The sequence below is a fragment of the Mycobacterium sp. IS-1496 genome (assembly GCF_001499995.1).
Lineage (GTDB): Bacteria > Actinomycetota > Actinomycetes > Mycobacteriales > Mycobacteriaceae > Mycobacterium.
In genome coordinates this window covers 46,332-58,656 of record NZ_LQIU01000007.1, presented here as the reverse complement: position 1 = coordinate 58,656, position 12,325 = coordinate 46,332, and the positions used below count along the sequence as shown (strand labels likewise).

The following is a 12,325-nucleotide window of genomic DNA, read 5'->3' as shown; positions in this document are numbered from 1 at the left end:
TCAGGTGCGGTCGGCGCGCTCCCAGAGTTCGAGCATGGACGTCAGGATGGCCTGCGCCTGACCCAGTCCGCCGAGGTGACTCTCGCCGGGCAGGTGGTACAGGTGCGCGTCGGGCAGCCGTGACACGCAGTGCTGTCCGTGCGCGAACGGGATGATGTGGTCGACGTCGCCGTGCCACCAGCGCACCGTCACCTTCACGTCCTCGAGGCGGAACCCCCAGTCACGGGCGAAGACGACCACGTCGGCGAACGGCGCGGCGAGTTGTTTACGGCTGCCGTTGAGCAGGTCGTCGAGGAACATCGCCCGGAACTCCGGGCGCACCAGCATCCGGCGGTCGGGCGCGGGGGAGACCGCCGCGTACAGGTACAGCGCGGGATCGGCCACCGGGCGCACGAACCGGATGAGCGTGCCGGCCGCCAGCCGGATCGGGCCGCCCGCGATCTCGAGCAACGGGGCGACGCGGGTTCCCAGCGTCATCAGCCCGCCCCTGATCGCATCCGGACCGACCGTCGGCGCCACCCCGCCCAGCACCCCGGTGCCGACCACCCGCTCGGGCATCTTGGCCGCGCAGGCGAGCGCATAGGGGCCACCGCCGGACAGGCCCACCACCGCCATGCGGTCGATGCCCAGTGTCTCGGCGATGACGGCGAGGTCGTCGGCGAAGGCCAGCACGTTGTCGTACTGGTGAGGGGTGGACGAGCCGATGCCGGGACGATCGATGCCGATCAGCCGGATCTTCTGCTCCTCGGCGAACGCGCGCGCCTCGGCGGGGATCTGCCTGCGCGCCCCCGGCGTCCCGTGCAACCAGAACACCGCCCGGCCCTGCGGGTGGCCGAACTCCGCGAAGCCGATCTGCCGGTCGGCGGCGACGGCGATGTTGCCTTCGAGTTTCGGGCGGGCGATGGGCGGCGTCATGCCCAGCAGTGTCGCATGTCACCGACGAGGGCCCGACGGGTCCCGATCACCGTGCCGGGCGCGCGACCCACCGGGCCGGGCGGCGGTCCGCCCACGGCGAGGCCACCTCCAGTTGCGCGGCCAACTGCAGCAGCACCGTCTCCTCGGGCGCTATCAGCTGCACGCCGATCGGCAGTCCGGTCGAGGTCATGCCCAGCGGCAGGGAGATCGCCGCCCAGCCGGTGACGTTGGCGAGCGGCGTCCACCCCGTGGTCGCGAACTCGACGTCGAAGAACGCCCGGGTGGTGCCGCGCGATTGATCGAGCAGGGCGTACGGCGGTGGGGCAGTCAGCAGGGTCGGCACCAGCAGCACGTCGTGCTCCGCCATGCCCGCGACGAAGCGGCGGGTCTCGGCGTGCACGGTCTCGATCGCGCCGGCGTACTGCACCCCGGTGGTGGTGAAACCTTCGCGCACCATCACCCAGGTGCTGGCCTCGAACTCGTCCTCGGCGGGCGGCCGCCCGAGGTGCGCGGTGGCGAGCTCGTGCAGCTGGGCGTTGCTGACGTTGTGCAGGACGGCGATCGCGTCGGCGATGGCGCCGGCGTCCACCGAGGTGACGGCGGGTTCGACCCGGTGGCCGAGATCGGCGAGGAGGCGGGCGGCGGCCTCGACCGCGGCGACGACCTCGGGGTCGGTGGCGGGGCCGGGGAACGGTGAGCCGGTGGACAGCGCGATGCGCTGCGGCGCCGGGGGCTGCGCTATCGCCTGCAGGTACGGCGTCGGCGGCGGCGCCGCGCTGTACGGGTCACCCGGATCGGGTCCGGTGACGGCGTCCAGCAGCGCCGCGCTGTCGCGCACCGTCCGGGTCAGCGCGTGCTCGACCGCCAGACCCTCGAGCAGGTGCCCGGCCGGCGCGAACGACGTGCGGGCCCGTCGCGGTTTGAGACCGACCAGGCCGCAGCACGAGGCGGGCACCCGGATCGACCCGGTGCCGTCACCACCCGACGCCGCGGGCACCACCCCGGCGGCGACCGCGGCGGCCGAGCCACCGCTGGACCCGCCCGGCGTCACGTCCGGGGACCACGGGTTCACTGTCGGGCCGGACAGCGACGGTTCGGTCGTGCAGTGGTTGCCCCACTCCGGGGTGTTGGTCTTGCCGAACACGACCAGACCGTTGGACAGGTAGCGGTCGACGATCCACGCGTTCTGCGGAGCGATGCGGGTGCGCAGTGCGCGGGACCCCATGGACTCCGGCGCCCCGCCCACCGACGCGCCGAGGTCCTTGAGTAGGAACGGGACGCCCGCGAGCGGTCCGGCGCCGCCGCCGCGCAGCCGTCCCGAGGCGTCGAGTGCGGCGGCCTGCTCGCGGCCGCGGTCGAACAGTTCGTGGACGACGGCGTTGAGTCCCCGCGCGGCCTCCAGGCGGATGAGCGCGGCGTCGAGGAGTTCGGTGGCCGTCAGTTCACCGGAGGCGACCAGCCGCGCCTGTCCGATCGCGTCGAGGCCGGCCAGGTCGAAAGCCGAGTCGGTGTCCATTGCATCCATAGCCCGGCGATCCTGCAGTGCGCCGGGCCGGCTGGCAACCCGACGCACCGCAGCTCGTCATCAGCCGGCGATGGACGCCTCATAGATGCCCTGGATCGCGGCGTCGAGTGTGGCGTTGAACTCGTCGTCGGACTGCTGCGCCGAGAGCCCCTCGGTGAGGGCGCGGCTGAAGCTGGCGATGACACCGCTGTTCTGGGCGAGCAGCTTGTTGGCCTCGTCGCGGGGGTAGCCGCCCGACAGGGCCACCACGCGCAGCACCTTGTCGTGGTTCACCAGAGGCTTGTAGTGATTCGCCGTCGACGGCAGCGTGAGCTTGAGCATCACCTGCTGGCCGCTTCCGATGGCGTCGAGGTTCTTGGCGATCTCGTCGCGCAGGATGTCCTCGGCTGCCGCCTTGTCCTCGATCGAGATCGTGACCTCGGGCTCGATGATCGGGACCAGGCCGTGCGAGAGCACCTGCTGGGCCACCTCGAACTGCTGGGCCACCACCGCCGCGATGCCCTTGGCGTTGGCGCCGCCGATCACCGACCGCTCCTTGGTGCCGAAGATGCCGTTGTCGACACCCCGCTTGAGCAGGTCGTCGAGCTGCGGCATCGGCTTCATCAGCTGGACGTCGTCGGACGCGTCGGCCAGACCCTTGTCGATCTTGAGGAACGGGACGACGCCCTTGTCCTCCCACAGGTACGCCGCCGACGACTTGCCCTCGATCTGGCGGTCCATGGTCTGCTCGAACAGGATCGCACCGAGCACCCGGTCACCGGTGAACACCGGAGAGGTGATGATCCGCGACCGCATCTTGTGGATCAGGTCGAACATCTCGGTCTCGGTCGAGTACTCGTTCTCCTCGACGCCGTAGAGGCGCAACGCTTTCGGCGTCGAGCCGCCACTCTGGTCGAGCGCGGCGATGAAGCCCTTGCCCGCCGCCAGCTTGTCCGTTTGCTGTTGGTTCGCCATCGGTGCAGTCCACTCCTTTGAAGACGGTTGTCGCTGACGGATTCGAGGTCGGCCCGCCGAGCCCGGTTCCCCTGTGAGGATATTCGGCGCTTATGCGCCCGTTCCGGCAGGTGCCGTGCTTGGCTAGAAGGACGCCGGTCCGTACCCGCCGGCGCCCGCTCACCACGGCTCAAAGGGAGCTCCATGTCCGCTCTGACCCCGTTCGCCTCGGTCGCCGCGATGGCGCTGATCGCCGCACCTCTCGCCCCGGTCGGCGTGGGCGTCGTGTCCGCACCGCTCGCCGCCGCGGAGTCCGGCGGGACCTTCCTGCCGTTCAGCCCGACTCTGCGACGGTGCGACTACAGCGCCCGCTCCTACTACGACTCGGCAGGCAACGGCAGGGCCACCGCAACGGTGCGCACCGCCGGCTCGCAAGTCAGCGCGGACGTGCAGTTGCTTCTGGCCAAGCCCAACTCGTACTACGAGGTGCGGCTGATCCAGGTGCCGAGGGAGTCGTCGGCCGGCTGTCACGCCGGTGCGCCCGGCACCGCGGTCGGCGCGCTGCACACCGACGGGGTCGGCGCGGGTGCGGTCACGTTGTCGAGTCCGTTGATGTCCGGCGCGACCGGCTCTTGGCTGGCCATCGAACGCCCGCAACCGCATTCGCAGTTGCCCGCGGAGTTCTACACCACCGATTTCATCGTCGCGATCTAACTGCGGCGGCCGCCGCGGCGATCGCGGCCGCCGAGCGGTCGATGTCGTCGTCGGTGGTCGCCCAGTTCGACACGCTGACCCGCAGGACGTGGGCGCCCCGCCACGTCGTGCCGCCCAGCCAGCAGGTGCCGTCGCGCTGGACGGCGGCCACCGCGGCGCGGTTGGCCTCGTCACCGCCCGGGAGCGCGACGAGCACCTGGTTGAGCACCACGTCGTTGAGCACGGTGGCGCCGGGGATGGCGCTGAGGTGGTCGGCCATCCGGCGCGCGTGGGCGCAGTTGCGTTCGACCAACTCGGCGATGCCGGTCCGGCCGAGTGAGCGGATCGCGGCGTACACCGGCACCGACCTGGCCCGCCGTGAACTCTCGGGCACGTAGGTGGTGTTGTCGCGCTGTCCGGGGTCGGCGACGAGGTAGGGACCCGACAGGCTCATGGCCGCCCGGTGAGCGGTGGGATGGGCGACGATCGCCGCTGCGCAGTCGTAGGGAACGTTGAGCCACTTGTGCGCGTCGACCGCCCACGAGTCGGCGCGTTCGACGGCCCGCGTGAGGTGCCGGGTCGCGGGCGCGGCGGCGGCCCAGAGCCCGAAGGCGCCGTCGACGTGCAGCCACGCGCCGTGCGCCGCGCACGCGTCGGCGACCGGCTCGAACGCGTCGAACGCCCCGGTGGCCACGTTGCCGGCCTGGGCGCACACGATGGCGGGTCCGGTGGCCTCGCCGAGGGCGTGGCGCAGCGCCCCGGGGTCCATCCGGCCCTGCGCGTCGGCGGGGATGCGGACCGCGGTGTCCGCGCCGAGGCCGAGCAACCGCAGCGCGGTGTGGATCGTGGCGTGGGCCTGCTCACCGCAGAGCACCCGCAGCGGCGGAGCCCCGATGAGCCCATCGCGTTCGACGTCCCATCCGGCGGCGGCGAGGACGGCGTGGCGCGCTGCGGCCAGGCAGGTCGTGTTGGCGCCCTGACCGCCGGTGACGAACCCGACGCTGGCGGTCGCGGGCAGCCCGAGCAGGTCCAGCACCCATCCGGCGGCGACCTCCTCGATCGCCGACCCGGCGGGGGACAGGGCATGGAAGGCCGCGCACTGGTCCCACGCCGACACCAGCCAGTCGGCCGCGAGCGCCGCGGGCAGCGCGCCGCCGACGACGAAGCCGAAGTGGCGGGGTCCGGCGCTGGCGACCAGGCCGGGCTCGGCGCCGGTCGCCAGCGCCTCGATCACCTCCGCCGGATCGGTCGGGTGTTCGGGCAGCGGACCGCCCAGCCGTTCGCGGATCTCGGCGGCCGTGGCCGGGGCGGCGACCGGTCGGTCGTCGAGCCCGGCGAGGTAGCTCTCGGCATGCCGGACGGCGGCGTGCAGGCCGGCGGTGCGATCAGACATGCATCGAGCCTAGGACTCCCGTGCGGCGGTAATTCGGATGCGCTTCGCGGTCCCGGTGTGGCACTGTCGCACCCTGTGGAAGGACTGCACCTGCGGCCGGTCACCGAGCGCGACTGGCCGCGCATGGTGCGCCTGGACGCCACCAACTTCGGCCACGTCGTAGACGAGTCGGCGGTGACGGTCTGGCGATCGCTGATACCCGAGAATGCGGCACTGGTCGTGGCCGACGGCGCCGACGTGGTGGGCCAGGCCTTGTACGTCGATCTGCAATTGACGGTGCCCGGTGGCGCCGTGCTGCCCGTCGCCGGCATCACGTGGGTCTCGGTGGCGCCGACGCACCGCCGTCGCGGTGTGCTGCGGTCGATGTTCACCGAACTTCACGACCGGATCGCCGCGGCGGGACATCCGATCGCCGGGCTGACGGCCAGTGAGGGTGGCATCTACGGTCGGTTCGGTTACGGCCCGGCGACGACGGTGAACGAGTGGTCCGTCGACCGGCGCACGGCGCAGTTCCGTTCTGACGCATCGGATCCCGGCGGCGTCCGGATCGTGACGCCGAGTGAGCACCTCGACGACTTAGTTGCCGTCTACGACCGCTGGCGGGTCGGCACCCCCGGCGGACTCGTCCGCCCACGAGCGTTGTGGGACGACCTGCTGGCCGACCGCGACGACGACCGCGCCGGTGGCAGCGCCCTGTTCGCGTTCCTGCACGCCGACGGCTACGTGCTCTACCGGGTGCACGGTCCGGGACCCCGGCACATCCGCGTGGTTGAGTTGACGGCCGTGACCGCGGCGGCGCACGCCGCGCTGTGGCGGGCACTGTGCGGGCTGGATCTGATGGAACGCATCGAGGTCGCCACCCACCCGGCCGACCCGTTGCCCTATCTGCTCACCGACGCCCGCCGCGTGCGCACCACCGCCGTCGCCGACGATCTGTGGTTGCGGTTGATGGACATCCCGGCCGCGCTGCAGGCCCGCACCTACGACTGCGACCTCTCGGTCGTTCTCGAGGTCCACGACGGGTTCCGTTGCGACGGAGGCCGATTCGCGCTGGACGTCCGCGACGGCCGTGCCGTGTGCGCGCCGACGGAGGCCGCGCCCGACGTGGTGCTCGACATCGACGTCCTCGGGTCGCTGTACCTCGGCGGCCATCGGGCGACCGCATTCGCCGCGGCGAATCGATTGCGGGGCAACGACTCCGATCTCGTCGCACTGATCGACAGGGCTTTCGCGACCGCCGTTCCCGCGCGGTTGGGCTTTCCCTTCTGAGGACGGGCCTCACACCGCGTCGGCCGCCGCCTTGCGCCGGTACGCCGACGGCGTCTCCCCGCAGAACTGGGTGAAGGCGCGGGTAAACGAACTGAGGCTGTCGAAACCGACCGCCGCCGCCGTCTCCTGCACCGACTGTCCCGGGGCCGCGAGCAGGGCCATCGCGCGCAACATCCGGGCATGCAGCAGGTAGGTCCGCCACGACAGCCCCAGTTCTTCGGCGAACAGTCGCCGCAACGTGCGCTCGGACACCGACACCGCGCGGCTGACGTCGTCGGCGGTCACGGCCTGCAGGTGCTCCTTCGTGTACGCCAGCGCCGCGGCCACGATGGAATGTTCGGAACTCGGCAAGTTCAGCGGCGCCTCGTGATCGAGCGCCTCGATCACGATGTTGCCCAGGGTCTGGAAGAACGCGTCCGAAACCGGATCGCTGGCCGCACGGTCGATCGGCCAGCGCAGCGCGTAGATCATCATCTCCCGGATCAGTGGCGACACGGCCAGGATCCGGGCACGGTTGCCCCCGTCGGGGATCAGGGCACTGTCGAACATCACCGCGACCGTGCGCACGTCGGCGTTCATCGTCGCCTGGTGCTCGAGCCCCTTGGGCAGCCACGCGGCCTGCTGGGGCGGGACGAGGTAGTGCCCCGAGGCGGTCTCGACCTCGACCACCCCGCCGATCGCGTACTCGATCTGGTGGACGTCGTGCGAATGCCATCCGGTGATCAGCCCGTCGCCCTGGTACAGGTAGCTGCCGGCCAGCGCGCGGCCGCCGCGGCGCAGATCGATCACCCGCTCGGAGAGGTTGGCCGGTTGGGCTAAACCCTTGGCCGATAGCGCAGAGACGGTCACACCTATGGAGGGTACAACTGGAACCAGTCCAATTGTGACCCCGGCCACGCCGGCACCGCGACGAGGAGCGCCTATGAATGTCGACGACCTGATCCTGGTGAGCATCGACGACCACGTGGTGGAACCACCCGACATGTTCCTGCGGCACGTGCCGGCCAAGTACAAGGAGGAGGCGCCGATCGTCGTCACCGACGACAAGGGCGTCGACCAATGGATGTACCAGGGCCGTCCGCAGGGGGTCAGCGGCCTCAACGCCGTCGTCTCCTGGCCGGCCGAGGAGTGGGGGCGTGACCCCGCCGGCTTCGCCGAGATGCGGCCCGGCGTCTACGACGTCCACGAACGCGTCCGCGACATGAACCGCAACGGCATCCTGGCCTCGATGTGCTTCCCGACGTTCACCGGGTTCTCCGCGCGGCACCTCAACATGCACCGCGAAGAGACCACGCTGGTGATGGTCTCGGCCTACAACGACTGGCACATCGACGAGTGGGCGGGCTCCTATCCGGGCCGCTTCATCCCGATCGCGATCATGCCGACCTGGAATCCCGAGGCGATGTGCGACGAGATCCGCCGTGTGGCGGCCAAGGGCTGCCGCGCGGTGACCATGCCGGAACTGCCGCACCTCGAAGGGCTGCCCAGCTACCACGACGACGACTACTGGGGCCCGGTGTTCCGGACGCTGTCCGAGGAGAACGTGGTGATGTGCCTGCACATCGGCACCGGCTTCGGCGCGATCAGCATGGCGCCCAACGCGCCGATCGACAACCTCATCATCCTGGCCACCCAGGTGTCGGCGATGTGCGCCCAGGACCTCCTGTGGGGCCCGGCGATGCGCAACTACCCCGACCTGAAGTTCGCGTTCTCCGAGGGCGGGATCGGGTGGATCCCGTTCTACCTCGACCGCAGCGACCGCCACTACACGAACCAGAAGTGGCTGCGCCGCGACTTCGGCGACAAACTGCCCAGCGACGTGTTCCGCGAGCACTCACTGGCCTGCTACGTCACCGACAAGACGTCGCTCAAGCTGCGCCACGAGATCGGCATCGACATCATCGCCTGGGAGTGCGACTACCCGCACTCGGACTGCTTCTGGCCGGACGCGCCAGAGCAGGTGCTGGCCGAGCTGAACGCGGCGGGCGCCTCGGACTCCGACATCAACAAGATCACGTGGGAGAACTCCTGCCGGTTCTTCGGATGGGATCCGTTCGCGCACACGCCGAAGGATCAGGCGACGGTGCGAGCGCTGCGGGCCCAGGGCGCCGACGTCGACGTGTCGATCCGGCCGCGCAAGGAATGGGCACGCCTCTACGAGCAGAAGCAACTCGCCAAGGCCTGACGCCACAGCCGCCGAACGTGCGCTCACTGCGAGAAACCGGCGGCCGAAATCTCGCAACCGGCGCACGTTCGGCGGTCGCGTAGAGTCCGGCCGGTGGACTTCGACCTCGACCTCCCCTCCGGCCGGGTGCGGACCCGGTCCTGGGGCGCCGACGATGCGCCGATCCTGTTGTGCGTACACGGCATCTCGGCCAACCTGACGGCGTTCTCGTACCTCGCCGAACGGCTGGCCGGTCATGACCGCCGAGTCGTCGCGTTCGACCTGCGCGGTCGCGGTCGCAGCGAGATCACCCCGCCGGGCAGCTACGGCCTGGACAGCCACGCCGGCGACGTGCTCGCGGTGGCCGACGCGCTCGGCGCCGACGCGGTCGACCTCGCCGGCTGGTCGCTGGGTGCGCTGATCGCGATGCGCGTCGCCCGTGACGACGGCGCCCGGGTGCGCAGCCTGTCGCTGATCGACCACATCGGCCCGGCGCAGCGTGCCGCGCTCGCGCCGGTGCGCGAGGGGTTCGCCCGGCTCGACGCGGTGGTCTCCGGCCCGGGCGCCTACCTCGACAGCGTCCGCGCCGCCGGCATCGTCGATCCGTGGACCCCGTTCTGGGATGAGCACCACACCTACGAACTGGCCGAACAGCCCGACGGGACCTGGCGTCCGAGCACCTCGCGTGCGGCCGCCGAAGAGGATCTGTACCAGCGCTGGCCCACCGACTGGACCGACCACTGGCGGGCCCTGACCATGCCGACCGTGGTGGTCCGCGCGATGCGGCCGCTCGGCGGCGCCGTGCTGATCGGCGACGACGCCGTCGCCGCTCTGCGCGCCACCAACCCGGCGGTCCGCGTCGTCGACACCCCCGACAGCAATCACTTCACGTGCATCGTGGACCCCCTCACCGCCGCGGCGGTCGAATCGGTCCTGCGATAAATCGCTGTCGCCGAAGCGCTCTCGTACGGCAGCCTGATCAGGCGGGGACGACGACGACCAGGTGGTCCCCGCTGCGTTCGACGCGCATCCCGGCGCGCCGCGCCACCGTCGCCACCGCCGCGGCGTCGGACGGCTCGGAGCGGGTGGTGGCCAGCGCGCGGGCGAGCCGTCCCTTGTGCGCCTTGTTGAAGTGGCTGACGACGGTGCGCCGGCCGTCGGCGTGCTCGGCCAGCACGCCGACACGCACCGCGGCCGGCAGGCGCCCGAGCGCCGCGTAGGAGCCGGACCGCAGGTCGATGACGAGCTCCTGTGCGGCGACGTCGGCGAGCACCGGTTCGAGCACCGGGCGCCAGCGGCCGGTCAGCGGCGCGCTGCCGGGTAGCTTCGCGGTCGCCGAGAGCCGGTAGGCCGGCACCGGATCGCCGGCCCGCAGCAGCCCGAACAGGGCCGAACCGACCGCCAGCCGCTGCCGCGCGCGTGCCGCGGCCGCACCGCGCAGGGATTCGATGTCCAGGGCGTCGTAGAGCACACCGGTGTACCGGTCGATCGCGGGCAGCGTCGGAGCCGTGTGCAGCACCGCGTTGCGTGCGATCTCGGCATCCTGTGTCGGCGAGAGCCCGAGCGCCTTGCGGCTCGCTTCCCGGTCGGCCGACAGCTCGACGATCTCGTCGAGGAGCGCCTTGCGCACGGGTTCCAGGTCGGGGAAGGAGAGCCGGTCGAGGCGCAGCGGCGGTCCGTCGCCCCCGTCGCGTTTGGTCTCCGATGGCGGAAGCAGCACGAGCACGGCGAAGACGTTATCGCCGTGGGCGCTCAGAGCGGTATTCGGCGGTCGCGGTCCGAAGCGGGCCACACGTACGGCAGGTCGTCGGGCACGTCCGGGAACAGCGGCCGGTAGTGGTCCGGGTCCTTCTTCACCAGTGCCGCCTGATGGCTGCGGTGAAACGCCTCGTCGCCCAGCCACGGCGGCAGCTCGCCCGCGGCGCCGAGTTCGGCCTGGGGACGCACCGCGGAGATCCCGACCGTCACGCCGAGATCGGTCACCAGGGTGGTGGCACAGGTGTCGGCCCGGCCGCTGCGACACCAGTGCGCACAGATCTGCAGCCCGTAGCGCACCAGCGCTTCCTCGTACCCCGCCCACATCGCCGCGGCGGGGTGGTGACGCCACCCGTAGCCGGGCACCGTCAGGGCCCGCAGGACCTGGATCACCTCCACCCGCTGCTTACCGAGGCGACGCATGTCGAGCACCTCGGCGCTGGCGTCGAAATCCTCGCAGGGCAGGAAGGTCTGCATCGGTGCGGACGTACCCGCGGGGCGTGGAGATCACACCCGGGCCGCACTCAGCCGTACGCGAGCAGAAGGGGGATCCGCTGTTCGGCATCGGTGAGCGAGCCGTGCTGTCCGCGCAACGCCGACTCCATCGGCTCCACGGTGCGGCGCACCAGCGCGGCGGAGTCCTTCGCGGCGACGACGATATCGCCGATCCGGCGCCGCATGTCGTCGGCGACACGGGCGCCGAACCAGCCGGCCTCGATGGCCTCGTCGCGGGTGGTGACCCAGGCCCGGTCGCCCAGCGTCTCCCGCCAGGCCGCCAGCACCGCGGCCGTCGCCCCCTCGGCGGCGTAGACGTAGCGGGCGCGGGCCTCGCCGGCGACCGCCTCGACCCCGTCGAAGAGCGGGGCGCACTCGTCGAGGTCGAGGATGCGCTCCGCGTCGACCTCGACCATGCCGTGGTCGGCGACCACGGCGAGCAAGGCGCCCGGCGGCAGACCGGTCACCACCGATTCGACCAGCCGGTCGACCTGGCGCAACTGCATGCGCCAGGCCGTGGACCCCGGCCCGTACAGGTGCCCGAGTAGGTCGAGGTCGCCGTGGTAGCCGTAGCAGAATCCGCCGTCGGCCAGCACCCCGCGCACCGAGGCGGCCAGGTCACCGAGGCCGTGTACCCCGATGAAGCGCCCACCGCGCAGCACCGCGCGGGTCAGCCCCGAGCCGGCGAACTCGGCGTTGGACACGACGTGCACGGCGACACCGGCCGATGCCGCGCGTTCGAAGGCCGTCGGCATCGGCTGCACCGTCTCGGGCGGCATGGACTCCCGCAGATCCTCACCCCAGGGGTGGGGACGCCACCGCAACGGGTTCACGACGCCTGCGCCGGGTATGCGGAACGTGTAGCCCACCATTCCGTGCGCCCCGGAGCGGCACCCCGTCCCGACCGAGGCCAGGCTGGCGACCGTGGTGGACGGGAACCCGACCTGCAGGGTCTCGCCGCGCAGACCGCTGAGGACCGGCGCATCGTCGGCGTGCCGGTCGAGCAGTTCCGCGCCGAGTCCGTCGATCAACAGGACGCACGCCGAGCCGATCCCGGTCGGCAGGTCGATCCGCGCGTCGAAGCCCGGCACCTCCATCGCCGCGAGCACCGAGGGGACCACGTCGGCGAGGTGAGGCAGGTCCGGGTCCGACCGTGGGAGCTGCATTCCTGCAGCGTGTCACA

The 12,325-nt window shown here is 71.5% G+C and carries 12 protein-coding genes; 4 read left to right on the top strand and 8 right to left on the bottom strand.

Going from position 1 to position 12,325, the window contains the following annotated elements; translation table 11 throughout:
* The 3 genes from AU195_RS05115 to AU195_RS05105 form a co-directional block, all read right to left on the bottom strand.
* A complete protein-coding gene (locus AU195_RS05115) occupies positions 1-915 on the bottom strand; it encodes an alpha/beta fold hydrolase (protein WP_059157978.1) in 915 nt (304 codons plus the stop codon).
* A gap of 46 nt (positions 916-961) precedes the next feature.
* Positions 962-2,431, bottom strand: coding sequence for an amidase (locus AU195_RS05110; RefSeq protein WP_172800479.1), 1,470 nt, complete (start codon positions 2,429-2,431; stop codon positions 962-964).
* Positions 2,432-2,500: 69 nt separating this feature from the next.
* Positions 2,501-3,394, bottom strand: a complete 894-nt coding sequence (locus AU195_RS05105; RefSeq protein ID WP_059157976.1) for a fructose bisphosphate aldolase — start codon at positions 3,392-3,394, stop codon at positions 2,501-2,503.
* Between the two features lie 183 nt (positions 3,395-3,577).
* Between AU195_RS05105 and AU195_RS05100 the strand changes: the two genes are divergently transcribed.
* Entirely contained in the window at positions 3,578-4,087 is a 510-nt protein-coding gene (locus tag AU195_RS05100; RefSeq protein ID WP_059157975.1) for a hypothetical protein, read from the top strand.
* Here the strand turns inward: AU195_RS05100 and AU195_RS05095 are convergent.
* Entirely contained in the window at positions 4,071-5,459 is a 1,389-nt protein-coding gene (locus AU195_RS05095; RefSeq protein WP_059157974.1) for a pyridoxal phosphate-dependent decarboxylase family protein, read from the bottom strand. The genes AU195_RS05100 and AU195_RS05095 overlap by 17 nt on opposite strands.
* A gap of 84 nt (positions 5,460-5,543) precedes the next feature.
* Here AU195_RS05095 and AU195_RS05090 point away from each other — a divergent pair, with 84 nt between their 5' ends.
* The gene (locus AU195_RS05090) at positions 5,544-6,728 is read left to right on the top strand and encodes an enhanced intracellular survival protein Eis (RefSeq protein ID WP_502687316.1); all 1,185 of its coding nucleotides are present in this window, start codon (positions 5,544-5,546) and stop codon (positions 6,726-6,728) included.
* A gap of 9 nt (positions 6,729-6,737) precedes the next feature.
* Here AU195_RS05090 and AU195_RS05085 read toward each other — a convergent pair whose 3' ends face one another.
* The gene (locus AU195_RS05085; protein WP_059157973.1) at positions 6,738-7,577 is read right to left on the bottom strand and encodes an AraC family transcriptional regulator; all 840 of its coding nucleotides are present in this window, start codon (positions 7,575-7,577) and stop codon (positions 6,738-6,740) included.
* Positions 7,578-7,650: 73 nt separating this feature from the next.
* Between AU195_RS05085 and AU195_RS05080 the strand changes: the two genes are divergently transcribed.
* Both AU195_RS05080 and AU195_RS05075 read left to right on the top strand, forming a co-directional pair.
* Positions 7,651-8,913 carry an amidohydrolase family protein gene (locus AU195_RS05080; RefSeq protein ID WP_059157972.1) on the top strand — a complete coding sequence of 421 codons (1,263 nt, stop codon included), beginning with the start codon at positions 7,651-7,653 and terminating at the stop codon, positions 8,911-8,913.
* Positions 8,914-9,006: 93 nt separating this feature from the next.
* Positions 9,007-9,834, top strand: a complete 828-nt coding sequence (locus tag AU195_RS05075) for an alpha/beta fold hydrolase (RefSeq protein WP_286149137.1) — start codon at positions 9,007-9,009, stop codon at positions 9,832-9,834.
* Between the two features lie 37 nt (positions 9,835-9,871).
* Here AU195_RS05075 and yaaA read toward each other — a convergent pair whose 3' ends face one another.
* From yaaA to AU195_RS05060, 3 genes are read right to left on the bottom strand one after another with little or no spacing between them, the layout of a single operon-like run.
* Entirely contained in the window at positions 9,872-10,618 is a 747-nt protein-coding gene (gene yaaA, locus AU195_RS05070) for a peroxide stress protein YaaA (RefSeq protein ID WP_059158041.1), read from the bottom strand.
* Positions 10,619-10,644: 26 nt separating this feature from the next.
* Positions 10,645-11,124, bottom strand: a complete 480-nt coding sequence (locus AU195_RS05065) for an MSMEG_6728 family protein (protein ID WP_059157971.1) — start codon at positions 11,122-11,124, stop codon at positions 10,645-10,647.
* Positions 11,125-11,171: 47 nt separating this feature from the next.
* Entirely contained in the window at positions 11,172-12,308 is a 1,137-nt protein-coding gene (locus tag AU195_RS05060; RefSeq protein ID WP_059157970.1) for an alkaline phosphatase family protein, read from the bottom strand.
* Positions 12,309-12,325: the final 17 nt, after the last annotated feature.